21 protein-coding genes, 1 pseudogene and 1 riboswitch are annotated in these 24,321 nt (G+C 68.8%); of the genes and pseudogenes, 8 read left to right on the top strand and 14 right to left on the bottom strand.

The features are described from left to right. Window positions 1-17: 17 nt before the first annotated feature. The 5 genes from ACOZ90_RS11850 to ACOZ90_RS11870 all read right to left on the bottom strand — a co-directional run bounded on the left by ACOZ90_RS11850 (window position 18) and on the right by ACOZ90_RS11870 (window position 4,996). On the bottom strand, window positions 18-899 hold the full coding sequence (locus tag ACOZ90_RS11850; RefSeq protein ID WP_422893856.1) for a glycosyltransferase family 2 protein: 882 nt from the start codon (window positions 897-899) through the stop codon (window positions 18-20). Beyond that, complete coding sequence (wecB, locus tag ACOZ90_RS11855; protein WP_422893857.1) at window positions 896-2,032, bottom strand: non-hydrolyzing UDP-N-acetylglucosamine 2-epimerase; 1,137 nt, start codon at window positions 2,030-2,032, stop codon at window positions 896-898. Before wecB (ACOZ90_RS11855) ends, ACOZ90_RS11850 begins: the two co-directional genes overlap by 4 nt. Further along, window positions 2,029-3,192, bottom strand: coding sequence for a non-hydrolyzing UDP-N-acetylglucosamine 2-epimerase (gene wecB, locus ACOZ90_RS11860; protein WP_422893858.1), 1,164 nt, complete (start codon window positions 3,190-3,192; stop codon window positions 2,029-2,031). The genes wecB (ACOZ90_RS11855) and wecB (ACOZ90_RS11860) overlap by 4 nt, the downstream gene beginning before the upstream one ends. 119 nt (window positions 3,193-3,311) lie before the next feature. Continuing rightward, a complete protein-coding gene (locus ACOZ90_RS11865; RefSeq protein ID WP_422893859.1) occupies window positions 3,312-4,250 on the bottom strand; it encodes an electron transfer flavoprotein subunit alpha/FixB family protein in 939 nt (312 codons plus the stop codon). After that, window positions 4,250-4,996: an electron transfer flavoprotein subunit beta/FixA family protein gene (locus ACOZ90_RS11870; RefSeq protein ID WP_422893860.1), complete on the bottom strand. Its 747-nt coding sequence runs from the start codon at window positions 4,994-4,996 to the stop codon at window positions 4,250-4,252. The genes ACOZ90_RS11865 and ACOZ90_RS11870 overlap by 1 nt, the downstream gene beginning before the upstream one ends. Window positions 4,997-5,150: 154 nt before the next feature. Between ACOZ90_RS11870 and ACOZ90_RS11875 the strand changes: the two genes are divergently transcribed. The 4 genes and pseudogenes from ACOZ90_RS11875 to ACOZ90_RS11890 all read left to right on the top strand — a co-directional run. Then, window positions 5,151-6,491, top strand: a complete 1,341-nt coding sequence (locus tag ACOZ90_RS11875; RefSeq protein WP_422893861.1) for a glycosyltransferase — start codon at window positions 5,151-5,153, stop codon at window positions 6,489-6,491. A gap of 110 nt (window positions 6,492-6,601) precedes the next feature. Beyond that, the gene (locus ACOZ90_RS11880) at window positions 6,602-7,360 is read left to right on the top strand and encodes a CoA transferase subunit A (RefSeq protein WP_422893862.1); all 759 of its coding nucleotides are present in this window, start codon (window positions 6,602-6,604) and stop codon (window positions 7,358-7,360) included. Continuing rightward, window positions 7,360-7,986 (top strand): CoA transferase subunit B, encoded by a 627-nt coding sequence (locus ACOZ90_RS11885; protein WP_422893863.1) that lies wholly within the window; start codon window positions 7,360-7,362, stop codon window positions 7,984-7,986. Before ACOZ90_RS11880 ends, ACOZ90_RS11885 begins: the two co-directional genes overlap by 1 nt. 130 nt (window positions 7,987-8,116) lie before the next feature. Beyond that, a pseudogene (locus tag ACOZ90_RS11890) lies at window positions 8,117-9,451 on the top strand (UDP-glucose dehydrogenase family protein); the annotation flags it as partial. A gap of 67 nt (window positions 9,452-9,518) precedes the next feature. On the opposite strand, the gene rfbD reads toward ACOZ90_RS11890, so the two are convergent. The 8 genes from rfbD to metF all read right to left on the bottom strand — a co-directional run bounded on the left by rfbD (window position 9,519) and on the right by metF (window position 17,064). Further along, window positions 9,519-10,457: a dTDP-4-dehydrorhamnose reductase gene (rfbD, locus tag ACOZ90_RS11895; protein ID WP_422893864.1), complete on the bottom strand. Its 939-nt coding sequence runs from the start codon at window positions 10,455-10,457 to the stop codon at window positions 9,519-9,521. After that, window positions 10,457-11,023, bottom strand: a complete 567-nt coding sequence (rfbC, locus tag ACOZ90_RS11900) for a dTDP-4-dehydrorhamnose 3,5-epimerase (RefSeq protein ID WP_422893865.1) — start codon at window positions 11,021-11,023, stop codon at window positions 10,457-10,459. The genes rfbD and rfbC overlap by 1 nt, the downstream gene beginning before the upstream one ends. Continuing rightward, window positions 11,020-11,910: a glucose-1-phosphate thymidylyltransferase RfbA gene (gene rfbA, locus ACOZ90_RS11905; RefSeq protein ID WP_422893866.1), complete on the bottom strand. Its 891-nt coding sequence runs from the start codon at window positions 11,908-11,910 to the stop codon at window positions 11,020-11,022. The genes rfbC and rfbA overlap by 4 nt, the downstream gene beginning before the upstream one ends. Before the next feature lie 2 nt (window positions 11,911-11,912). Continuing rightward, window positions 11,913-12,974: a dTDP-glucose 4,6-dehydratase gene (gene rfbB / locus ACOZ90_RS11910; protein WP_422893867.1), complete on the bottom strand. Its 1,062-nt coding sequence runs from the start codon at window positions 12,972-12,974 to the stop codon at window positions 11,913-11,915. Further along, window positions 12,975-14,609, bottom strand: a complete 1,635-nt coding sequence (locus tag ACOZ90_RS11915; RefSeq protein WP_422893868.1) for an electron transfer flavoprotein-ubiquinone oxidoreductase — start codon at window positions 14,607-14,609, stop codon at window positions 12,975-12,977. A gap of 38 nt (window positions 14,610-14,647) precedes the next feature. Beyond that, complete coding sequence (locus tag ACOZ90_RS11920; protein ID WP_422893869.1) at window positions 14,648-15,559, bottom strand: branched-chain amino acid transaminase; 912 nt, start codon at window positions 15,557-15,559, stop codon at window positions 14,648-14,650. 8 nt (window positions 15,560-15,567) lie between these two features. After that, window positions 15,568-16,176: a hypothetical protein gene (locus ACOZ90_RS11925; protein ID WP_422893870.1), complete on the bottom strand. Its 609-nt coding sequence runs from the start codon at window positions 16,174-16,176 to the stop codon at window positions 15,568-15,570. A 63-nt stretch (window positions 16,177-16,239) separates the two neighbouring features. Beyond that, on the bottom strand, window positions 16,240-17,064 hold the full coding sequence (gene metF / locus ACOZ90_RS11930; RefSeq protein ID WP_422893871.1) for a methylenetetrahydrofolate reductase [NAD(P)H]: 825 nt from the start codon (window positions 17,062-17,064) through the stop codon (window positions 16,240-16,242). 120 nt (window positions 17,065-17,184) lie between these two features. Here metF and ACOZ90_RS11935 point away from each other — a divergent pair, with 120 nt between their 5' ends. Then, on the top strand, window positions 17,185-17,742 hold the full coding sequence (locus tag ACOZ90_RS11935) for a DUF3228 family protein (RefSeq protein ID WP_422893872.1): 558 nt from the start codon (window positions 17,185-17,187) through the stop codon (window positions 17,740-17,742). 108 nt (window positions 17,743-17,850) lie between these two features. Beyond that, the gene (locus tag ACOZ90_RS11940) at window positions 17,851-18,837 is read left to right on the top strand and encodes a M14 family metallopeptidase (protein WP_422893873.1); all 987 of its coding nucleotides are present in this window, start codon (window positions 17,851-17,853) and stop codon (window positions 18,835-18,837) included. A gap of 54 nt (window positions 18,838-18,891) precedes the next feature. On the opposite strand, the gene ahcY is transcribed toward ACOZ90_RS11940, so the two are convergent. Further along, window positions 18,892-20,340 (bottom strand): adenosylhomocysteinase, encoded by a 1,449-nt coding sequence (gene ahcY / locus ACOZ90_RS11945; protein ID WP_422893874.1) that lies wholly within the window; start codon window positions 20,338-20,340, stop codon window positions 18,892-18,894. 45 nt (window positions 20,341-20,385) lie between these two features. Continuing rightward, window positions 20,386-20,464: riboswitch (S-adenosyl-L-homocysteine riboswitch) on the bottom strand. 150 nt (window positions 20,465-20,614) lie between these two features. On the opposite strand from ahcY, the gene ACOZ90_RS11950 reads away from it, so the two are divergent. Both ACOZ90_RS11950 and ACOZ90_RS11955 read left to right on the top strand, forming a co-directional pair. Continuing rightward, window positions 20,615-21,667: a GSU2403 family nucleotidyltransferase fold protein gene (locus tag ACOZ90_RS11950; RefSeq protein ID WP_422893875.1), complete on the top strand. Its 1,053-nt coding sequence runs from the start codon at window positions 20,615-20,617 to the stop codon at window positions 21,665-21,667. 76 nt (window positions 21,668-21,743) lie between these two features. Further along, window positions 21,744-24,248, top strand: a complete 2,505-nt coding sequence (locus ACOZ90_RS11955; protein WP_422893876.1) for a S9 family peptidase — start codon at window positions 21,744-21,746, stop codon at window positions 24,246-24,248. The last annotated feature ends 73 nt before the right edge of the window (window positions 24,249-24,321 follow it).

A 24,321-nucleotide genomic window follows, 5' to 3' on the forward strand; every position in this document is an offset into this window, starting at 1 on the left:
GCTCTACGGAGGCGGCGTTACCGGCAGGCGCGATGTTCGGGTTCCACCGCCAGTTCGGAGGGGACGGGAAACGGCCGCGGACTGACGATGTTGTAGGGGATGTACGGCCGCCTGCCGTTGGCCCGCAGCCGCTCGTACCAGGACTGATAGGCGGATTTGTAGGCCCGCCTCGGGCCTGAGAGCGGGTCCTGTCCGTCCGTGGCGGAGAGCAGCACCGGGGCGGCGGGGTCGGTCGAAAGCGATTGCTCCCGGTGGAGGGCCTGGTAGAGCGGCCTTGGCACGTTGGCGTGTGCATGCCGGCCGTAGACGTGCCGGAGGCGCTCGAAGAACTCGTCGTCGGCGGAGGTCCGGACGCTGTCGAACCAGCCGATGTCCGCAAGCACGGGCCGCTTGAACATCAGGCTGACCAGGGCCTGGCGTTCCTCCAGCCCGCCCATGGGGACGATCCGCCCCGAGGCGGTGCGACGCACGTAGTTGCAGGTCGTGGCGACCAGGTCGCGCTGGAGCAACAGCGCCGCCTGCTGTGCGATCCGGTCGCGGGAAGCCGTGTCGTCGCTGTCCATGAACGTGATCAGGTGCCCGCGCGAAATGGACATGCCGACGTTCCGTGCGCGATAGGTGCCGATGTTGCGCCGCAGGTGGAATGGCCGGACCCGGTGGTCCATCGCGGCCAGCCGATCCAGGATCGGCTTCGACCCGTCGCTGCTGCCGTCGTCGACAACGACCAGCTCCAGGTGTTTCCAGCCCTCCTGCCGGAGCACCGAAGCCACCGCGGCCTCGAGCCAGCGTTCCGAGTTGAAGGCGGTCATGACCACGCTCACCAGCGGATCAGGTGGCAACGTCGCGCCCGGGGCCTGCAAAGGGTGGCTCCGGGGCCGGTCGAACATCGCCGCGGTCATCCGCGGCCCCGGGCGGCGTCGCTGGATTGCAGCCAACGCCGGACGACGCCGGCGATCCGTCCGGCTGCGTTCCCGTCCCACAGCGGAATCCGGGATTCGGCCGGCATGGGGGATGCGAGGATCCTGCGGATTTCGCGGTCGGCGTCGGCCGGAGAGGCCAGGCGGTTGGTCCCCATGGTGACCGTTTCCGGGCGCTCGGTGTTGTTCCGGAACGTCAGGCAGGGAACCCCGAGTACGCTGGTCTCCTCCTGGATGCCGCCCGAGTCGGTGAGCACCAGGCGGGCGCCGGAGAGCAGGCCCATGAAGCTGGAATACCGCAGCGGGGGCAGGGCGATGACCTGGTCGCCGTGGACATTGAAACGGTGGCGCTCCAGGGCGGCCCGGCTCCGGGGATGGACCGGGAACACCACCGGCAGGTGTTCCGATGCGGCAGCCAGCAGGCGGGTGACCTGTTCCAGGTGGTTCCGGCTGTCGACGTTGGACGGGCGGTGAAAGGTCGCCACGGCATAACGTCCTTGCCCGAGCCCATGCCTGTTCCACAGCCCTTCCACGTCTGGGCGCCAATCCTGCCGTTCCAGGGTGGACCGCAAGGCGTCGATCATCAGGTTCCCGGTAAAATGGATGTCGCTGCCGTCACGCCCTTCCCCGAGGAGATTCCGGTTGGCACTTTCCATCGTGGTCAGCAAAAGGTCGGAGATGCTGTCCACCATGCGGCGATTGAGTTCCTCCGGCATGGCCATGTCGCCGCTGCGAAGCCCGGCTTCGACGTGGGCAACCGGGATCATCATGCGCTTGGCCGCGTACGCCGCTGCAAGGGTCGAATCGACATCACCGAACACCATCACCAGCGACGGTGCCGCATCCGCCAGCAGCCTGGCGTAGCCGTCGATCATTTCGCCCATCCGGCGGCCCGTGCCATCCGCCTCCAGGTCCACGCGAACCACCTCGTCGACCCCGATGCCGACGTCCTCCAGGGTGTCGGTGGTCATCGCGTCCTGGGTGTGCTGGGCCAGGAACACCAGCCTGGGACGGCACCAGTCCACGTTCCGCAGCGCGGCGAGCAGCGGCCCCGCCTTGACGATGTTGGGGCGGGTGCCGATGACCAGGTCGATCAGTGGGGCAGGTGGCTTCATGGTTGCCTGTGCGGACGATCGGAACCAGGCTCGGCGCCGGCTGCCGCGATGATGCCGGCGATTCGCCGTGCCGCCTGTCCGTCGCCATAGGGGTTGGTTGCGCGCGCCATGGCGCGATATGCCGCCGGCTGGTCCAGCAGCCTGGATGCCTCCGAACGGATGGCGTCGCTGTCGGCCCCGACCAGTCGCACCGTTCCCGCGTCGACGGCTTCCGGGCGTTCGGTTGCGTGGCGGGTGACGAGGACCGGCTTGCCAAGCGTGGGCGCTTCCTCCTGGATGCCGCCGGAGTCGGTGATGATGATGTCGGCCCGGGACATCAGGTGGACGAAAGGGAGATAGTCAAGCGGCGCCGTCAGGTGCACGCCGGGCTGCTTGCCCAGGATCCTGCTCACCGGCGCCTGCACGTTGGGGTTGAGGTGCACGGGGTAGACCACCTGGGTGTCTCCCCTGGCTGCGATTGCGCTGATGGCGCGACAGACTTCCTCGAATCCGGCCCCGAAGTTCTCGCGCCTGTGGCCGGTCACCAGGACCAGCCGCTTGTCCGGATCAAGGAAAGGAAAGGCGGCCGCAAGGGACCGTTCCAGTTCGGCATCCCGGCGGATCCTCTCCACGACGTCGAGCAGCGCGTCGATGACGGTGTTGCCGGTGACGCGGATGCGCTCGGGCGCGATGCCTTCTGCCAGCAGGCTGTCGCGAGCGCGCTGCGTCGGTGCGAAGTGGAGCGATGCCAGCGGGGCGGTGAGCCGCCGGTTCATTTCCTCGGGCCAGGGTGCGAGCATGTCGCCGGTGCGCAGGCCCGCTTCGACGTGGCCGACGCGCACCCGGGCGTAGAACGCCGCTAGGGCCGCGGCGAGCGTGGTGCTGGTGTCGCCGTGCACCAGCACGAGGTCGGGTTTGCGCTGGGCGATGACTTCGGACATACCGCCGAGGATGCGCCCGAAGAGGTCCGGCAGGCCCTGGTCGACCTGCATAAGGTCCAGGTCGTCGTCGGGGGCGATGTCGAACAGCTCCAGCACCTGGTCGAGCATCTGCCGATGCTGCGCGGTTACGGCCACCAAGGTCCGGATGCCCGGCAGCTCGCGCAGGGCCCGGATGACCGGGGCCATCTTGATGGCTTCCGGCCGGGTGCCGAAGACGACCATGACCTTCTTTTCAGGCATCACGCTTCCCGGTACTCCGGATCATGCGTAGGGCGGGTCTCGACCCGCCGTTGTTGCCCGGGCGGCGGGTCAGGACCCGCCCTACATTACAGGTTGGCCGGGTTTCGCCGGTCACGCGATTACAGGGCCGCCTCAAGATCCGGCAGCACCTTGAACAGATCCCCCACCAGGCCGATGTCCGCGATCTCGAAGATCGCCGAATCCGGGTCCTTGTTGATCGCCACGATCGTGCCGGCGTCCTTGATGCCGGTCAGGTGCTGGATCGCGCCGCTGATGCCGATGGCGATGTACAGCTCCGGGGCGATGATCTTGCCGGTCTGGCCCACCTGCAGCTCGTTGGACACGTAGCCGGCGTCGACGGCCGCGCGGGACGCGCCCACGGCGGCGCCCAGCTTGTCTGCGAAGTCGAAGATGATCCTGAAGTTCTCTTCCGAGCCGACGCCGCGGCCGCCGGAGACCACGCGCTTGGCGCTCTGCAGGTCCGGGCGGTCGCTGCTGCCGGCCGCCAAGTCCACGAAGCGGGTGTGGGTGGGCAGCTGGGCATCCACCGTCAGGGCTTCGACCTCGGCGCTGCCGCCGGCGCCGGCCTCGCGCCAGGAGGCGGTGCGCACGGTGGCGACCACGGTCTTGCCGGCGGGCGCCTCGACCGTGATCACGGCGTTGCCGGCGTAGATCGGGCGGGTGAAGACGTGGCTGGACTCGACGGTCATGACGTCGGACACCTGGGGCACCCCGAGGAGGGCGGCCACGACCGGCATCAGGTCCTTGCCGAAGGTGGTGGAGGGGCCGAAGACGTGGCTGTAGCTGTCGGCCAGCTTCGCCACCTGCGGGCCCAGCACCTGGGCTACGGGGTGGGCGTTGGCCTCGTTGGCGACGGTGAGCACCTTGCGCACGCCGTCGATCTTCGCGGCTTCGGCGGCCACGGCGGCCGGGTCGGCGGCCAGCACGGCGATGTCGATGGCTTCGGGCTTCAAGGCCTGGGCGGCGGCCACGCACTTCGCGGTGGAGCCATTGAGCTTGCCATCCAGGTGTTCGGCGATGATGAGGACGTTGGACATCAGAGCAACCCCTTTTCCTTCAGTGCGGCGACCAGTTCAGCCGCGTCCTTGACCATGACGCCCTTGCTGCGCTTGGGCGGTGGTGCGAACGTGGTGGTCTTCAGGCCTTCGCCCGTCTCAACGCCCAAGTCCGCGAATGGAATCGTCTCCAGCGGTTTGCTCTTGGCCTTCATGATGTCGGGCAGCTTGATGAAGCGCGGCTCGTTCAGGCGCAGGTCGGTGGTGACCACGGCCGGCAGGTCCACTTCCAGGGTCTCCAGGCCGGCGTCGACCTCGCGGGTCACGGTGGCCTTGCCGTCCTCGATCGCCATCTTGCTGGCGAAGGTGGCCTGCGGGCGGCCCCAGATCGTGGCCAGCATCTGGCCGGTCTGGTTGGCGTCGTCGTCGATCGCCTGCTTGCCCAGGATCACCAGGTCCGGCTGCTCCTTCTCGACCAGCTTGAGGAAGGCGCGGGCGGCGGTGAGCGGCTGGATCTCCTCGTCGGCGACCACGTGGATGGCGCGGTTGGCGCCCATGGCCAGGCCGTTGCGCAGGTGCGGCTGGGCGTTGGACGGGGCGATGGTGGCCACCACCACTTCGGTGGCGGTGCCGCTGTCGCGCAGGCGCAGGGCCTCTTCCAGGGCGATCTCATCGAACGGGTTGGGCGAGAGCTTCACGCCCTCGGTGACCACGCCGGAGCCGTCCGGCTTGACCTGGATGCGGACGTTGAAGTCCACCACGCGCTTGTAGCCGACGAGGATTTTCATCGTTCGGGGGTTCCTTGCGGTGTGCCGACCGGACTCACTTCGGTCGGACGTAGGGATGAGTGCTCCAATTTTACCGGGCAGGGCAGAGGTATGCGAGTCAGTTTCTGCCCGGGGCATGCGATCATCCCGCAGGCCCGTTGCAGCAAACAATGCCTTGCGCCTGCTCCTGATCGCCTACGAGTTCCCGCCCAGTCCCTCGCCGCAGTCGCTGCGGTGGTCCCACCTGGTGCGCGAACTGCTGGAACTGGGCGTGGAGGTGCACGTGCTGACCGCGGAGAACTGGTGGCCGCCAACTTCCACCCGGCCGCCCGCGGGGGCCGTGATGCACCGGGCCTGGCCGGGTGGGGTGGCGGGGATCATCGCCCTGTCGCGGCGCTGGCGGCGGCTGCGGGGCCGGCCGCGGGACGATGTGCCGGCCGCGGGATCCGCTGGCGGCGCCGGGGCGCACGCTGGGCGACGCGCGGAGGCGACGCCCGCTGCCGTGGGGCCAGCCGCGGCAGCAACGCTGAACTGGAAGGGGCGGGCCGTGGATCGCCTCAATCGGGTGGTCAGGCGCTACACCTTTCCTGACGAGCGCGGCCGCTGGGAGCCGCACGCACGAAGCCGGCTTGGGGAACTGCTGGATACGCTCCAGCCCGATGTGGTGATCAGCTCCCATGAACCGGCCACCACGCTGCGGCTGGGCCGGATTGCAAAGGAGGCGGGATTTCCCTGGGTGGCCGACCTGGGGGATCCGGTGTTTTCGTTCTACACCCCGCAGCGCTGGAAGGAGGCGTCACTGGAGGTGGAGCGCTGGACCTGCACGCATGCGGACCGCGTCATCGTGACCACCCGGGCTGCGAAATCCCTGCTGGCCGAACGCCATGGCGTGGCGGAGTCGCGCCTGGAAGTGCTGACCCAGGGCTTCGATGGTTCGGTGGTGCCCGCACCGGCTCCGGCGGAATTCGATCCGGGCCGGCTGGAACTGCTTTACACCGGCAGCTTCTACCAGTTCCGCGAGCCGCGCGCGCTGGTGGATGCGGTGCTGGCCACTCCCGGCGCGCGCCTGAGCATCGCCACGAGCCGCGCGCCGGACTGGCTGCCGCCGCTGCTGGAAGCGCACCCCGACCAGCTCCGCCTGCTCGGTTTCATGCCCCACGCGCAGGCGGTGGCGCTGCAGCGCTCGGCGGACGTGCTGGTGAACATCGCCAACGACGACCCCGTGCACGTGCCGGGCAAGGTCTACGAGTACCTGGGGGCGGGGCGGCCGATCCTGCACCTGGGCGATCACGAGGAAGACGTGGCCGCCCGGCTGGTGCGTGACCACCGCCGCGGCGTGGTCGCCGGGAACGATGCGGCCTCGATCGGTGCCGCGCTTGCGGAGCTGGCCGCCATCAAGCGTGAAGGTGGCTGGGAGGAGCGCTTCAGCCTCGGCCAGGCAGACGTGGAGCAGTACCAGTGGCGTTCCATCGCCCGCCGCCTGCACGCCATCCTCCAGGAAGTCGCCTATCCGTAGGAGCGCGCATGGCGCGCTCCTACACGGGGTCGGCCATTGCCCCTTCGTCCGATGGGCGCCCCCGGCGCCCGCGCTACACTTGGCGCAGGCAACTCTCCGAGGACTGCACGATGGTTGAGGCGACAGCCGCGGCCGGCGACACCGCCGCCGCGAAGGGCAACCCCAGGGACAAGGTGTTCCCGGACGCAAAGACCGCGCTGGAGGGCGTGGTGGCCGACGGCCAGACCCTGGCGGTCGGCGGTTTCGGCCTGTGCGGCATCCCCGAGGCGCTGATTGCCGCGTTGCGCGATTCGGGAGTGAAAGACCTCACCGCGATCTCCAACAACGCCGGCGTCGACGGCTTCGGCCTCGGCCAGCTCCTGGAGACCCGCCAGATCAAGAAGATGATCTCGTCCTACGTGGGCGAGAACAAGGAGTTCGAGCGCCAGTTCCTGGGCGGCGAACTGGAGCTGGAGTTCAATCCGCAGGGCACCCTGGCCGAGCGCCTGCGCGCCGGCGGTGCCGGCATCCCGGCTTTCTTCACTGCCACCGGCTACGGCACGGTAGTGGCGGAGGGCAAGGAAACCCGCGAGTTCGACGGCAAGCACTACGTGATGGAAACCGCGCTTGTCGCGGATGTCTCGCTGGTGAAGGCGTGGAAGGCCGACCGCTCCGGCAACCTGGTGTTCCGCAAGACCGCGCGCAACTTCAACCCCGCCTGCGCCATGGCCGGCAAGGTCTGCGTGGTCGAGGTGGAGGAGGTGGTGGAAACCGGCGAGATCGACCCGGACCACGTGCACCTCCCCGGCATCTTCGTCGACCGCATCGTCCACAACCCGAACCCGGAAAAGCGGATCGAACAGCGCACCGTCCGCGAAGGAGGCAAGTAATGCCCTGGACCCGAGATGAAATGGCCCGCCGCGCCGCGCAGGAGCTGAGCGACGGCATGTACGTGAACCTTGGCATCGGCCTGCCGACCATGGTGGCCAACCACATCCCCGACGGCGTCGACGTCTGGCTGCAGTCGGAGAACGGCCTGCTTGGCATCGGCCCGTTCCCGACCGAGGACGAGGTGGACGCGGACCTGATCAACGCCGGCAAGCAGACCGTCACCGCGCGCAAGGGCGCGAGCTACTTCGGCAGCCACGATTCGTTCGCCATGATCCGCGGCGGCCACATCGACCTGGCCATCCTCGGTGCCATGCAGGTCACCCACAAGGGCGACCTGGCCAACTGGATGGTGCCCGGCAAGATGGTCAAGGGAATGGGCGGCGCGATGGACCTGGTGGCCGGCGTCAAGCGCGTGGTCGTGCTGATGGAGCACGTGGCGAAGGACGGCAGCCACAAGATCGTGCCCGAGTGCACCCTGCCGCTGACCGGCGTGGGCGTGGTCACCCGCATCATCACCGACCTGGGGGTGATGGACGTGGCCGATGAGGGGCTGAAGCTGGTGGAGCTGGCGCCAGGCGTTACCGAAGATGAACTGCGCGGGAAGACCGGGGTTCCCGTTTCGTAACCCAGGTCTTGCCCTGCCATCCCGGGCCGGGCTCGGGCCGAGGCCTCGTCATTCGTACATGAGCCTGTAACAGCGGCGGCACAATCGCCGCCTAAGGTGCGCCCAAACGACCTTGATCGGGGCGCGCACCATGAAAGTGGCGATATTCGGCACGGGATACGTAGGTTTGGTGACCGGTACCTGCCTGGCGGAAATCGGTCACGATGTGACCTGCGTGGATGTTGACGCCGGGAAGATCGAAGGGCTTCGGCAGGGGCGGATTCCGATCTACGAGCCGGGGCTTGAACCCCTGGTTCAGAGCAACCAGCGAGCCGGCCGGCTCGGCTTCACGACTGGTGCCCCCGCGGCGATCACTACGGCCGAGATCGTCTTCATCGCCGTTGGCACCCCGCCTGGTGAAGATGGCAGCGCGGATCTGAGCTACGTGCTCGATGTGGCGCGCACGATCGGGCAGCACATGGCCAGGCCGCTGATCGTGGTGACCAAATCAACCGTTCCGGTCGGAACCACGGAACGGGTTCGTTCGGTGATTGCCGCCGAACTTCGTCGGCGCCAGACCCGGCTTGATTTCGATGTAGTGTCCAATCCGGAGTTCCTGAAGGAAGGCGCAGCGGTTGATGACTGCATGCATCCGGATCGGATCGTGATCGGTTCGGCCAACGCCGGATCCGTGGACGTGCTGCGCCGGCTGTATGCGCCCTTCGTGCGAAATCACGACCGGTTCGTAGTGATGGACGTGGCGTCGGCCGAGCTCACCAAGTACGCGGCCAATGCCATGTTGGCGACCAAGATCAGCTTTATGAACGAGATCGCCAACGTGGCTGAGCGCGTGGGTGCGGATGTGGAGATGGTGCGGCGCGGGATCGGGTCGGATCCCCGTATCGGATGGCACTTCATTTATGCCGGCGCAGGATATGGCGGCTCATGTTTCCCCAAGGATGTCCAGGCGCTGGCCCGCACCGCCGTACAGCATGGCTATCAGCCCGAGCTGCTTACGGCGGTTGAAGCCGTCAACCAGCGGCAGAAGGGGCGTTTGTTCGATCATCTCCGCGACTTTTACGATGGCAGGTTGGCCGGTCGGACGATTGCCGTTTGGGGCCTGGCGTTCAAGGCCAACACCGATGACATCCGTGCTGCTTCCAGCCGCCATCTGATCGAGGCGCTGTGGGAAGCAGGAGCAAGCGTGCGAGCCTATGACCCCCAGGCGCTCGACGAGATGCGGCGTGCCTATGGCGATCGCGACGATCTACAGCTTTGTGCATCTGCCGACGAGGCGGTTGCCGGGGCCGATGCGCTGGCGGTGCTGACGGAGTGGCGGGAGTTCCGTAGTCCGGACTTCGCCAGGCTCCGGGCGGTACTGGGTGATGCGGTGCTCTTCGACGGCCGGAACATCTACCAGCCAGAGGATGTGGAAGCCGCCGGCATCCGCTATTACGGCATTGGCCGAGGTCGTTCGGTGCAGGTTTCGCGGCCGGAATCTGATGCGACCCTCCGTCTGGCAGGGCTTGCCCCCACGCGCGAAGCAGCCTGATTCAGCGCCGGCCCTGCGTGGCCATCATCGCGAGGACTTCGGCCAGGCCCTGGCGCCAGTCGGGCAGGGTGATGCCGAAGTCGCGTTCCAGCTTGCCGGTGTCCAGGCGCGAGCTGGCCGGGCGGGCGGCGGGGGTGGGGTATTCGGATGTCGGCGCCGGCATCAGGCGCGGGGTGCTGGCAATCAATCCGGCGCGCTGCGCCTGTTCGAAGATCGCTTCGGCGAAGCCGTGCCACGAGGTTTCGCCGGTGGCGGCAAGGTGCCAGGTGCCGCTGCGGGGGGGTACGTCGGAGCCGTCGCCGTGCGGGCCGGTCGTGGCGATGGCCTTCGCAGTGGCGTCCGCAATCCAGTGTGCCGGCGTTGGCGCGCCGATCTGGTCGTCCACCACCCGCAGTTCCTCACGCTCGCCGGCCAGGCGCAGCATGGTGCGCAGGAAGTTGTGGCCGCCGGTGGAGTACACCCACGAGATGCGGAAGACCAGGTGCCTGCAGCCGCTGGCGCGGATCGCTTCCTCGCCTGCCAGCTTGCTGGCGCCGTAGGCGTTGACGGGCCCGGTCGGGTCGTCCTCGCGGCGTGGGTGCGGGTCGTCGCCGGGGAACACGTAGTCGGTGGAATAGTGGACGAGCAGTGCGTCGCGCGCCGCGCAGGCGGCCGCAAGCGAGGCGACGGCTTCGGCGTTGATGCGGAACGCGGTTTCGCGCTCGGCTTCGGCGCGATCCACGGCGGTGTAGGCGGCGGCGTTGACCACGACGTCCGGTGCCACGCGCTGCAGCAGCGTGGCCAGTTCCGCGGGCCGGTCCAGGTCGGCCACTTCGCAGCTTGAACCATCGGCCGCCAGGCGGCCGTCGCGGGTGGCGCAGACCACCTCGCCCAGCCGCGGCAGGCTGGCGCGCAGCGCGTCGCCGACCTGGCCGTTGGCGCCGGTCAGCAGGATCCGCATCAGCCGTTGTCGTCCGGGAACGCGGGTGCGCGTTCCGGCGCAACGTCGCGCAGGCGTGGGGCGGCGGCGTCCTTGGCCGAAAGCTGCGGCTTGGCGATTGGCCAGTCGATGGCCAGATCCGGGTCGTCCCAGGCCACGGAGGCGTCCGCTTCGGCGTCATAGGCGGTGGTGCACAGGTAGGAAACCAGCGCGGATCCGGACAGCGCCACGAAGCCGTGCGCGAAGCCCGGCGGAATCCAGAACTGCCGGCGGTTCTCCTCCGAAAGCACCGCCGCGGCCCAGCGGCCGCAGTGCGGCGAGCCGCGGCGGATGTCCACGGCCACGTCCCACACCTCGCCTTCCAGCACGCTCACCAGCTTGCCCTGCGGGTTGGGCCACTGGTAGTGCAGGCCGCGCAGCACGCCCTTGGCCGAGCGTGAGAGGTTGGACTGGACGAAGTCCGGGCCGATGCCGGCTTCGGCGTAGCGGTCGCGGTGCCAGGATTCCATGAACCAGCCGCGGGCGTCGCCAAACTGCTTTGGCTCGACCACCAGGCAGCCGGGGAGGTCGGTTTCAATGAGTTTCATGTGTCCGGCGCGGGGTTTTGCTTGAGCAGGGATTGGAGGTACTGCCCGTACCCGTTCTTGCCCAGCGGCGCGGCCAGGCGCAGGAGCTGCTCGTCGTCGATCCAGCCGGAGCTCCACGCGATCTCCTCCGGGCAGCACACCTGCAGGCCCTGGCGGGTCTGGATGGTCTCGATGAACGATGCCGCCTGCAGCAGGGAGTCGTGGGTTCCGGTGTCCAGCCACGCGGTGCCGCGGCTGAGCAGCTCCATGTGCAGCGCATCGTCGGCCAGGTACAGGCGGTTGAGGTCGGTGATCTCCAGCTCGCCGCGGGCCGATGGCGTCAGCGATGCGGCGCGCTCGGCGACGGTGCCGTCGTAGAAGTACAGGCCGGTGACCGCGTAGTTGGAACGTGGCCTCTCGGGCTTCTCCTCGATGCCGACCACCCTGCCGTCGGCGTCGAATTCGGCCACGCCGTAGCGCTCGGGATCGCTGACGTGGTAGCCGAACACGGTCGCACCCTGCGTGCGCGCATCGGCGCTTTTCAACGCGCCGCTCAGCCCGTGCCCGTAGAAGATGTTGTCGCCCAGCACCAGGCAGTTCGGCTGGCCGTCGATGAAATCCCGGCCGATGGTGAAGGCCTGCGTCAGGCCGTCGGGGCTGGGCTGCACCGCGTAGCGGATGTCCAGGCCCCACTGCGAGCCGTCGCCCAGCAGCTGCTGGAACAGCGGCTGCTCGTGCGGGGTGTTGATGACCAGGATCTCGCGGATGCCGGCCAGCATCAGCACGCCCAGCGGGTAGTAGATCATCGGCTTGTCGTACACCGGCAGCAGCTGCTTGCTGACCGCGCGGGTGATCGGATACAGCCGGGTGCCGGAGCCGCCGGCCAGGATGATGCCTTTGCGTGCCATGCTCAGGCCTCCTGTCCGAGCCGTTCGAGGCGGTAGTCGCCGTCCAGGATGCGCTGCGTCCACTCGCCGTTGGCAAGGTACCAGTCGACGGTCATGGCGATGCCCTCCTCGAAGCCCACCGACGGCGACCATCCGAGCTCACCGGCGATCTTGCCGGCGTCGATGGCGTAGCGCCGGTCGTGGCCCGGCCGGTCACGGACGAACTCGATCTGGCTGGCGCGCGGCTTGCCATCCGCGCGCGGACGGCGCTCGTCCAGCAGCCGGCAGATGGTTTCCACCACCTCGATGTTCTGCCGCTCCGCGTTGCCGCCGACGTTGTAGACCTCGCCCACGCGCCCGGCTTCAAGCACGCGGACGATGGCGCCGCAGTGATCCTTCACGAACAGCCAGTCGCGCACGTTCTTCCCGTCGCCATACACCGGCAGCGGCTCGCCGGCCACGGCTCGGGCGATCACCAGCGGAATCAGCTTCTCCGGGAACTGGTAGGGCCCGTAGTTGTTGGAGCAGTTGGTGGTCAGCACCGGCAGCCCGTAGGTGTGGTGGAAGGCGCGGACGAGGTGGTCGGACGCGGCCTTGGACGCAGAGTAGGGCGAATTGGGCTGGTAGGCGGTGGTTTCGGTGAACAGGCCGGTCTCGCCCAGCGAGCCATAGACCTCGTCGGTGGAGACGTGCAGGAAGCGGAAGGCCTCCCCGCGCCCATCCGGCAGCCCGCGCCAGTAGTCGCGCGCGCATTCCAGCAGCGCCAGAGTGCCGACCACGTTGGTCTGGATGAAGGCGGCCGGGCCGTCGATGGAGCGGTCGACGTGGCTCTCGGCGGCGAAGTTGATGATGGCGTCGGGCTCGTGCTCGGCCAGCAGCGTTTTCACCAGCTCCCGGTCGCCGATATCGCCGTGGACGAAGACATGGCCCGGGTTGTCCTTGAGCGCGGCCAGGTTGTCCGGATTGCCGGCGTAGGTCAGCAGATCCAGATTCACCACCCGCACCCCGGCCGCCACGGCATCAAGCACGAAATTCGCACCGATGAAGCCGGCGCCGCCGGTGATGAGCCAGGTTGGTTGTGTCATTTACAGATTCTGGTAATTGGGCCCGGATCCACCCTCCGGCGTCACCCAGGTGATGATCTCGTACGGGTCCTTGATGTCGCAGGTCTTGCAGTGCACGCAGTTGGCTGCGTTGATCTGCAGGCGCTTGCCGTGCTTGGCCTCGGCGTCCTCGACGATCTCGTACACCGCCGCGGGGCAGAACCGGGTGCAGGGGTTGTTGTATTCCTCGGCGCAGCGGGTCACGCAGATTTCCGGGTCGTGCACCTTCAGGTGCACCGGCTGGTCCTCGTCGTGGTCGGTGGCGGCGAAGTACACGCCGGCCAGGCGGTCGCGCGGGGCCAGGTCGCGCTGCACCAGCCAGTGGCGGTCGGGCGCCTCGTAGTCGGCCACTTTCTCCAGCGAACTCCAGTCCGGGGTCACCTTCAGCGTCCACGGCGAGAGCCCGGCGGTGGCGGTTTCCCAGGCGCCGTTGAGCAGGCCGAACCACATGCCCTTCTTGAAGCCCGGCTTGACGTTGCGGATTTTGCGCAGTTCCTTCATCGCCGCCGAGTCGCGCAGCTTCGCGTCGTAACCTTCGGGCGCCAGGGCGTTCGCGGCCAGGTGCTCGGCGGCCAGCATGCCGCTGCGGATCGCCTGGTGGGTGCCCTTGATCTTGGGCACGTTGAGCAGGCCGGCGGTGTCGCCGATCAGCAGCGCGCCGGGCATCTCGGTAGTCGGCACCGACTGCCAGCCGCCGGTGGCGATGGCGCGCGCGCCGGCGGAGACGATGCTGCCCCCTTCCAGCAGCGGCTTGACCACCGGATGGTGCTTGAACTGCTGGAACGCCTCCCAGGGCCTGTAGTTGGGATCCTTGTAGTCCAGCCCGCTCACGTAGCCGATTGCGACCTGGTTGTTCTCCAGGTGATAGATGAAGCTGCCGCCGTATGTGTGGCTGTCGGCCGGCCAGCCCAGGGTGTGCACGATCCTGCCGGGCGTCACCCGGCCTTCCGGAAGCTGCCACAGCTCCTTGATGCCGATCGAGTACGCCTGCGGGTCGTGGCCCTCGTCCAGCTTGAAGCGCTTCACCAGCCGCTTGGTCAGGTGCCCGCGGGCGCCTTCGGCCAGCACGGTGACCTTGGCCTTGATGTCGATGCCCTGGGTGTAGCCGGCCTTGTGCGATCCGTCCTTGGCGATACCCATGTCGCCGATGCGCACGCCCAGCACCCGGCCGTCGTCGTCATGCAGGGTTTCGGCGGCTGCGAAGCCGGGGAATACGTCCACCCCCAGTGCCTCGGCCTGCGGTGCAAGCCAGGCGCACATGGCGCCCAGCGAGACGATGAAATTGCCGTGGTTGTTCATGCCCGGCGGCACGATCGGGAATTTGCGGCCGCCATCCTTCGACAGCAGCCAGAACTCGTCCTCCTTCGCCGGCACGCAGATCGGCGGCGGGTTGTCGCGCCATCCGGGGAGCAGGGCGTCGAGCGGTCCGGGCTCGATCACCGCGCCGGAGAGGATGTGCGCGCCAATGGTGCTGGACTTCTCGATCACGCAGACGTTGATCTCCGGATCGAGCTGCTTGAGCCGGATCGCGAACGCCAGGCCCGCGGGCCCGGCGCCGACGGTCACCACGTCGTACTCCATCACGTCGCGCTCGGCGGCTTCGGCTGGCTGGTTCATGCTGGCTTCCTGGCGGACATGCCTGTGATTGTCGCGGATCAGACCCGCTCCAGCCACCCGTGCTCATCCGGCGTGCTGCCGTCGAACAGGCCGAAGAACAGCTCCTGCATCCGCCGCGTCACCGCCCCCGGCCTGCCTTCGCCCACCGGACGGCCGTCGACGGAGCGGATCGGGGTGATCTCCGCCGCCGTGCCGCACATGAACAGCTCGTCGCACAGGTACAGGTACTCGCGCGGCAGGTCGCGCTCGACCACCTCGATGCCGTTGGCCCGCGCCAGGGTGATCAGCGAGTGCCGGGTGAGGCCGTTGAGCAGGGCGGCGCTGACCGGCGTGGTGTGCAGGGCGCCGTCGAACACCAGGAACAGGTTCTCGCCCGCGCCCTCGCTCAGCAGCCCGGTGGACGCCAGCGCAATGCCTTCACCGAACCCGAGCCGCCGCGCCTCACGCGCCACCAGCTGGCCGGACAGATAGTTGCCGCCGGCCTTGGCTCCGGCCGGGATGGTGTTGGGGGCGAAGCGCTGCCAGCTCGACACGCAGGCGTCGATGCCGGCATCCAGCACGTCCTCGCCCAGGTAGGCGCCCATCTGCCAGGTGGCCACCGCCACCTCCACCGGCGTGTCCGCCGACAGCCCGAAGCCGCCCAGCCCACGCCAGGCCACCGGCCGCAGGTAGGCCGCGCCGAAGCCGTTGCGCCGGATCACCTCGCGGCAGGCGGCGTTGATCTCCTCCAGCGTGTACGGAATTTCGATTTCATGGATCTTCGCCGACTGGAACAGCCGCCGGTTGTGGTCGGTGAGGCGGAAGATCGCCGGCCCGTCCGGGGTGTCGTAGCTGCGGATGCCCTCGAACACCGAGGAGCCGTAGTGCAGCGCGTGCGACATCACGTGGGTGGTTGCCTCGGCCCAGCGCTTGATCGCGCCGTTGTGCCAGATCCATTCGGGGTATTGCATGTGCTCTCCTAAAGGCTCACCCACCAGCAGCCCAGGTGCTGGCGCAGGGCGAAGCGGGTGCGGGAAGGGGCGGCGCCGGTGCCGGCAGACTGGTGCACGCGCAGCGCCACCGGCGGGCTGCGCGTGGTCGGCGCGGCAGGTGTGCGGCGCCTGACCTGCAGGGTGCTGGCGAAGGTGGCGCTGATGCCCGGCTGCTCCGCGGCCGCCACCGGGGTGGCCGCGCGCTCGGCGACGATGTCGATCACCGGGACGCGGGCAATCCGATCCAGCCGATCCATCAGCCGGTGGCCGGCACCGTGGGAGGTGCCGGGCCAGTGGTACAGCGCGGCCAGCCGGTTGACGTCGCTGGCGTCGATCGCCAGGGTCATTTCCTGGATCAGCTGGTGGATGCTGCGTGCGCAGCCGCCGCGGTAGGCATTGCGCCTGGCGGTGTTGGCCGCTTCGCTGCGGTCGCGCGGCAGGCGCTCCACCGCCCCCAGCGCACTGCACTCGCGGTCGGTGTAGATCGAGGTGCCGTCAGGGGCGGTGCAGCGGTTGATCTGGGCCTGGGCAGGCGCCTGCCGCGGCAGCGTCGCCAGCAGGGTCAGGAGCGTGGCCAGGAGCAGGGCGCGGATCATCCTGCCAGCGTAGCCGCAGCCGCACCTCCCGCAAAGTGAAGCCCGCCGCGGCCGGCTCCGGGGTCAGGACAGGCGCTGCAGCAGCGCCTGGGTCGGCCTGGCCATGTTCAGCGTATAGAAATGGAGCCCCGGCGCGCCGCCTTCCACCAGCCGCCGGCACATCGCGCCCACCACGTCGGCGCCGAATTCGCGGATCGCCTCCACGTCGTCGCCGTGGGCCTGCATGCGCTTGGTGATCCAGCGCGGGATCTCGGCGCCGCAGGACTGCGAAAACCGCCGCAGCTGGGAGAAATTGCTGATCGGCATGATCCCCGGGATGATCGGCACCTCGACTCCGGCCGCCCGGACCGCGTCCACGAAGTGGAAATAGGCGTCGGCGTTGTAGAAATACTGGGTGATCGCCGCGTCCGCCCCGGCATCCACCTTGGCCTTGAAGTGCTGCAGGTCGGCCAGCGCGTCCTCGGCCTGGGGGTGGGTCTCCGGGTAGCAGCCGACCTCGATGTGGAAGTAATCGCCGGTAGTCTCGCGGATGAATTCCACCAGTTCGGACGCATAGCGCATCTCGCCCAGCTGGCCCATGCCCGAGGGCAGGTCGCCGCGCAGGGCCACGATCCGGCGGCAGCCGATTGCCCGGTACAGCCGCAGCAGGTCGCGGATCTCCTCGCGCGTGCCGCCCACGCAGGACAGGTGCGGCGCGGCTTCCAGGCCATGTTCCTGGTGCAGCCGGCGCACGGTCTCGGGCGTGTAGCGCAGGGTGGAGCCGCCGGCGCCGAAGGTGCACGACACGTACTCCGGCGCGTGCGCCTGCAGCCTGCGCGCGGTGCGATCCAGCTGCGCGCGCTGGTCGTCGTTCTTGGGCGGGTAGAACTCGAAGCTGATGGGAGTCATCGCGGATCGCCGTGCGGGAATCGCCGCATCATATCTCTTTATCGCGATGAAAGTGAAGATTGGCCGGGCAGGGATAACGTACAAGGAGCGCGTAAGACGCGCTCCTACTAGACTTCCGCCATGAAAATCATCCTGACTCCGTTCGCGCGCGCCCGGCTGTTCCCGGCGACGGGCCGCGGCAACACCATCCAGGACTGCACGCCGCAGGAGTTCGAGCAGCACCTCAACCAGCACCCGCCGCTGAAGGTGCTCGACGGCTACGCGCCCTTCTGCAAGCTGCACGTGCACCGCAACTGGACGTCCACCCGCTGCCTGACCGTGCCGGTCACCGACGACAACCGGCACCTGCTGCGCTCGGCCTACGAGGCCCGCACGAAGGCCGAGCTGCCGGTGCTGGTGCGCTGGTTCGAAGGCGTCGAACCGCCGGTGGCGGAGTACTTCGTGGTGATCCTCTACAGCGCACAGCAGCTGGCGAAGGAGGGCGCGGCGATCGATGGCGACTGGGGCGTGGTCGGCTGCCTGTACACCACCGAGCCCGAGGAAATCCCGATGGCGCCCATCACCATGCTGCGCAACGCGCTGGGGGTGGAGGAGGGCGGCTCGGGCGTGCCCATCGACCGCGAGGCCTACCGCCGCGCCGTGGCGTTCTGGGACAACAACGCTAACTGGCGGCCCTGAGGGGCGAACCGTCCGAAGCGCGCGCCAGGCGCCTGCGGACTGGCGTTCGCAATCGTCGGGCAGCGGTAGGCTGATAGAGTCACCGGCCCCCGAACCCGAACTCCCGCCATGTCCGAGATCCAGCGCTTTTATCCCATCGGCACCCCCGGCCAGCCTTGGGGCCCGGCCGAGCGTGCGCAGTGGCGCGCGCAGCAGCGGCGCCAGCGCAGCCATCGCGACGACGTGGTAGTCGCCGTCGAGCGCCTGGCCGCCGACTGGGATGTGGTCGAATACGGCGAGCTGCCCTACGACACCGGCCCCTATCCGCTGCTGGCGCTGCGCAGCCGCGGCTGGGATGAAGGCCTGCCGGTGATGGTCGTCACCGGCGGCGTCCACGGCTACGAAACCAGCGGCGTGCACGGCCTCCTGCAGTTCGCCGCCGGGCACGCGAGCGACTACGCCGGCCGCGCCAACCTGCTGGTGGTGCCCTGCGTCAGCCCGTGGGGCTACGAGCACATCCAGCGCTGGAACCCCGATGCGGTCGACCCCAACCGCTCGTTCGTGCCCGACAGCCCTGCGCGCGAATGCGCCGCCCTGATGGCGCTGGCCGCCGGCATCGAGGGCAAAGTGCTCATGCACATCGACCTGCACGAAACCACCGACACCGACGAATCCGAGTTCCGCCCCGCGCTGGCCGCGCGCGATGGCAAGCCGTTCGAACCGGGTTCGATCCCCGACGGCTTCTACCTGGTCGGTGACAGCGAGAACCCGCAGCCGGAGTTCCAGCAGGCCGTGATCGCCGCCGTCGAACAGGTCACCCACATCGCCCCGGCCGACGCCGAGGGCAACATGATCGGCTCCCCGGTGGTCGCCCACGGCGTCATCAACTATCCGGTCAACTCCCTGGGCCTGTGCGCCAGCCTCACCGGCGCCCCCTACGTCACCACCACCGAGGTCTACCCCGACAGCCCCTCCGCCACCCCCGAACAGTGCAACGCCGCCCAGGTTGCCGCCATCCGCGCCGCCATCGACTACGCCCTGGCCAGCCCCCTCCCCGAAGCCCGTCAGGTCACCGCGATGCAAAGCAGCGCAGCCCCCCAATCAAAGAACCCATAAAAAAACGGGCGCCCTCGCAGGCGCCCGCTTGTTGCCGCAAATGACCGCAGCCGATCAGTACCGGTAGTGATCCGCCTTGAACGGCCCTTCCACCGGCACCCCGATGTAGTCGGCCTGCTCCTTCGTGAGCTTCGTCAGCTTCACGCCGATCTTCTCCAGGTGCAGCCGCGCCACTTCCTCGTCCAGCAGCTTGGGCAGCACGTACACCTTCTTCTCGTAGGTCTCCCTGTTCGCCCACAGGTCGATCTGCGCCAGCGTCTGGTTGGCGAACGAGTTGGACATCACGAAGCTCGGGTGCCCGGTCGCGCAGCCCAGGTTCACCAGCCGGCCCTCGGCCAGCAGGAACATGGCCTTGCCGTCGGCGAACACGAACTTGTCCACCTGCGGCTTGATGTTGACCACCTCCACGCCGTCCACCGCCTTCAGCGCGTCGACCTGGATCTCGTTGTCGAAGTGGCCGATGTTGCAGACGATGGCCTGGTCCTTCATCGCGGTCATGTGCTCGACGCGGATGATGTCCTTGTTGCCGGTGGTGGTGACGTAGATGTCGGCCTCGCCGAGGGTGTCCTCGACGGTGGCGACCTGGTAGCCCTCCATCGCCGCCTGCAGGGCGCAGATCGGGTCGATCTCGGTGACGATCACGCGCGCGCCGTAGGCCCGCAGCGAGGCGGCGCAGCCCTTGCCCACGTCGCCGTAGCCGCACACCACCGCCACCTTGCCGGCCAGCATCACGTCCAGCGCACGCTTGAGGCCGTCGGCCAGCGACTCGCGGCAGCCGTAGAGGTTGTCGAACTTGCTCTTGGTGACCGAGTCGTTGACGTTGATCGCCGGCACCAGCAGCTTGCCGGCCGAGGCCAGCTGGTACAGCCGGTTCACGCCGGTGGTGGTTTCTTCCGAAACGCCCTTCCAGTCCTTCACCACGGTCGTCCAGAAGCCCGGGCGCTCGGCCGCCACGCGCTTGAGCAGGTTCTTGATCACCTGCTCCTCGTGGCTGTCCGCGGGGCTGTTGACGAAGCTCTCGTCGCCCTGTTCCAGCTCGTAGCCCTTGTGGATCAGCAGGGTCACGTCGCCGCCGTCGTCCACCACCATCTGCGGGCCGAGGAAGCCGCCCTTGCCGTCGGGGAAGCTCAGCGCGTCCAGGGTGCAGTCCCAGTATTCCTCCAGGGTCTCGCCCTTCCAGGCGAAGACCGGGGTGCCGCCGGCGGCGATCGCGGCCGCGGCGTGGTCCTGGGTGGAGAAGATGTTGCACGACGCCCAGCGCACGTCGGCGCCGATGTCGTTGAGGGTTTCGATCAGCACCGCGGTCTGGATCGTCATGTGCAGCGACCCGGTCACGCGCACGCCCTTGAGCGGGGCGTCGGCGGCGTGCTTGCGGCGGATCGACATCAGCCCCGGCATTTCGTGCTCGGCGATGTCGATTTCCTTGCGGCCCCAGTCGGCCAGCGAGATGTCGGCGATCTTGTAGTCGCCGTCCTGGGAGAAAGTTTTGACCTGTGCGTTCATGCGTGCTCCGGTTTCGGCCCGCTCCCGCTTGGGGAAGGGGGTGGGGTGAACCGGGCGCCGTTGCGTCATTGATCCCGCCGAGCCTGGCCGTGCCTTGCACACGGTCGCAGCGCCCCTCGGCGAGCCCGTGATTATATCGCCTGCGACCATACGGATAACCGCGTCGGGTTGACTTTCACCCAGGCGCAGCCGAACCCGGCGCCGTCGGGCAGGGGTGCCGAAAGTTATACCACCCGATTTGGAATGGTGGTATAACCAGCGAAAAGGAGGTTCCATGCCCCTGTACCGCGAACTGCCGGCCGCAGCCCAGACCGCCTATGCCGAACTGTACGAGCTGGTGCAGGTGGCCGAAGCCGCACGCTCGCCGGCCTTTGTCACCGGCAAGGTGGCCTACAAGACCATCAGGGGTTCGCGTTACGCCTATTGGGCCTTCAAGGAGGTGGACGGGCGCAAGCGTGAGTACTATCTGGGCCCGGCTGGGCCGGCGATCGACGCCATCAAGCGCGCCCGTGAAGCCGGTGCGCCGGCCCTGGACGCGGTGGCGCGGCAGGCGGCGGCAGCGCTCGCGCACGGCTGCAGCGCCACGCCGCCCAAACACTTCCGCATCGTCAAGCGCCTGTCCGAATACCAGTTCTTCCGCACCGGTGGCCTGCTCGTGGGCACCCAAGCCTTCCTCGCCCTGGGCAACCAGCTGGGCGTGGCCTGGAGCGAGGGCACCCGCACGCTGGATCTCGACTTCGCCCATGCCGGCCCCGGCGGCAACGTCGCGGTCGCGCTGCCGGGGAACCTGCAGGTCAACGCACACGATGCGCTGACCTCGCTCGAACACGGTTTCCTGCCGGCGCTCGGTGGCAGCAAGGGCATCTCCAGCCTCTACGTCAGCCAGCGCGATCCACAGCTGCGGGTGGACTTCCTCACCGTCCCGCGCCGCAAGAACCATGAGGATGCCCAGATGGCGAGCCTGGGGGTCTCCCTGAGTCCGCTGAAATTCCTCGACTACCTCATCGATCGTCCCGGGCAGGCGGTTCTGCTCGATCGCGCTGACGCCTGCCTGGTGAACCTGCCCGATCCGGCACGCTACGGCCTGCACAAGCTGATCGTCGCCCATGAGCGTGGTGCCCGGCATCCCAAACACGGCAAGGACATCGCCCAGGCCCTGGCCCTGATCGACTGGCACCTGGAACGCGCGCCGCATGCCCTGGCCGATGCATGGGCGGACCTGGTGGCGCGCGGCCCGGGCTGGCTGAAACGCGCCCGGGCCTCGCTGGCCCAGGCGCCCGCGGCCCATGCGGACGTCGTCTCCAGGTTCGAGCGCCTCCATATGTAGTACATGACCGAAGTCACGGGGCAGGGTGGCCCGCAGCGGCTAGGCTGGTGGTTTGACCCGTCTGGACGATTGCCCAATGGCCAAGCCCGCCCTCCGCTTCCTCGCCATCCCGCTTGCCGTCGCCGCCCTGCTGGGCGCGCCGCTCACCATGGCGCGGGAGGCTCCGGCCGCCAGCCAGGCCGCCCAAAGCGGCTACCTGCTGCCGCCGGCCGAACTGCAGGCGATCGTCGATGCGCCCTCCGCGCCGCAGATGACGCTCTCGCCGCGGCGCGACCTGATCGCCTTCGTCGAAACCCCCTCGCTGCCCGGTATCGACGTGGTCGCCCAGCCGGAGCTGCGCCTGGCCGGCACCCGCATCAACCCGCGCACGTACTCGTCCAGCCGGTTCTCCTTCGGCACCGATCTGTCGCTGCAGGGCGTGGACGGCGGCGCCGCGCAGCCGGTGCAGGGCCTGCCGCAGCCGCTGGCGCTGGCCTCCATGGCCTGGTCGCCCGACCAGCGCCACATCGCCTTCAGCCACGTCGACAACCGCGCCGGCGCGGTCGAGCTGTGGCTGGTCGATGTTGAAAGCCTCAGCGCCCGCCGCCTGGTCAGCCAGCCGCTCAACGCCGTCTCCGGCCGCGGCTTCAGCTGGATGCCCGGCGGCGACCGCCTGCTGGTGAGCCTGCGCCCGGCCGGGCAGGGCGACGCGCCTGAAGGCGAGGGCGTCCCCACCGGCCCCAACATCCAGCAGACCGGCCCCGGCGGCGAGGTCACCCAGCTGCGCACCTACCAGGATCTGCTGGCCAACGAGCACGACGCGCAGGTGTTCGAACACTACCTGCGCAGCCAGACCGCGCTGGTCTCGCTGGACGGCACCGTGACCCCGCTCGGCGCCCCGGACCTGTTCACCGGCGTCAGCCCCTCGCCGGACGGCCAGCTGCTGCTCAGCCAGCGCATCGAGCGCCCGTTCTCCTACCAGGTGCCGTACTGGAGCTTCCCGCGCCGCATCGAAGTGCGCAGCAGCGCCGACGGCAGTCTTGTGCACGAAGTGGCCGCCCTGCCGCTGGTGGAAGGCCTGCCCGTAGGCCGCGACGCGGTCACCACCGGCGTGCGCCGGATCGACTGGCGCGCCGACGCCCCGGCCACCCTGGTCTGGGCCGAGGCCCAGGATGGCGGCGACCCCGCGGTGGAGGCCGAAGTGCGCGACAGCGTGTTCGCCCACGCCGCGCCCTTCAACGGCGCGCCGGTGAAGCTGGCGGACCTGGGCTACCGCTTCCGCAACGCCACCTGGGGCAACGGCGAGCTGGCGCTGATCGACGAGTTCTGGTGGCGCGACCGCCAGACCCGCCAGTGGCGCATCGCCCCCGACCACCCGGACCGCGCCCCCGAGCTGCTGTTCGACCGCTCGTCGGAGGATCGCTACAACGACCCGGGCAGCCCGCTCACCGTCGCCGACGAGGCCGGCAACCCCCGCCTGATGACCACCCCGGACGGCAGCGGCCTGTACCTGGCCGGGCAGGGCGCCTCGCCGGAGGGCGACCGCCCGTTCGTGGACCGTTTCGACCTGGCCACGAAGGACGCCACCCGCCTGTTCCACTCGCAGCCGCCGTACCTGGAGCGTCCCGCCGCGCTGCTGGACGAGGCCGGCACCCGCCTGCTGCTCACCCGCGAGTCGCCGGTGGAGCCGACCAACATCTACGTGCTGGACCTCGCCAACGACGCCCGCGAGCCGGTCGCGCTCACCGCGTTCCCGCACCCGACCCCGCAGCTGCGCGACGTGAGCAAGGAACAGATCCGCTACACCCGCGGCGACGGCGTCGAGCTCACCGGCACCCTGTACCTGCCCGCCGGCTACGACGCCGGGCGCGACGGCCCGCTGCCGACCCTGATGTGGGCCTACCCGCGCGAGTTCCGCTCCGCCGATGCCGCCAGCCAGGTCATCGGCTCCCCCCACGCCTTCAACCGCATCAGCTACTGGGGCCCGCTGGGCTTCCTGGCCCGCGGCTGGGCGGTGCTGGACGGGCCGAGCATGCCGATCGTGGGCGAGGGCGACAACGAGCCCAACGACACCTACGTGGAGCAGCTGGTGGCCAGCGCCCGGGCGGCGGTGGACGAGGTGGTGCGCCGCGGCGTCGCCGACCCGGAGCGGATCGCCATCGGCGGCCATTCCTACGGCGCTTTCATGACCGCCAACCTGCTTGCCCACAGCGACCTGTTCCGCGCCGGCATCGCCCGCAGCGGCGCCTACAACCGCACCCTCACGCCGTTCGGCTTCCAGGCCGAGGAGCGCAACTACTGGGATGCCAAGGACACCTACCTGACCATGTCGCCGTTCCACCACGCCGACCTGATCGACGAGCCGATCCTGATCATCCACGGCGAGGACGACAACAATTCCGGCACCTTCCCGATGCAGAGCGAGCGCCTGTTCTCGGCCATCAAGGGCCTGGGCGGCCAGGCGCGGCTGGTGATGCTGCCCAGCGAATCCCACGGCTACCGCGCCCGCGAATCGATCCTGCACATGCTCTACGAAACCGACGCCTGGCTGGACGAGCACGTCAAGCAGGCCCCCGCCACCTGGCCCGCAGAGGGCCGCTGAGCCCCACGCCCATTACGACCGAGGCGCTCCTGCGGCAATGGGGACTGGCTCACAAAAGTGAGTGATTCGTGAA

Origin of the sequence: Luteimonas dalianensis (assembly GCF_049339425.1) — a bacterium.
In the GTDB taxonomy this organism is placed as follows: Bacteria; Pseudomonadota; Gammaproteobacteria; order Xanthomonadales; family Xanthomonadaceae; genus Luteimonas; species Luteimonas dalianensis.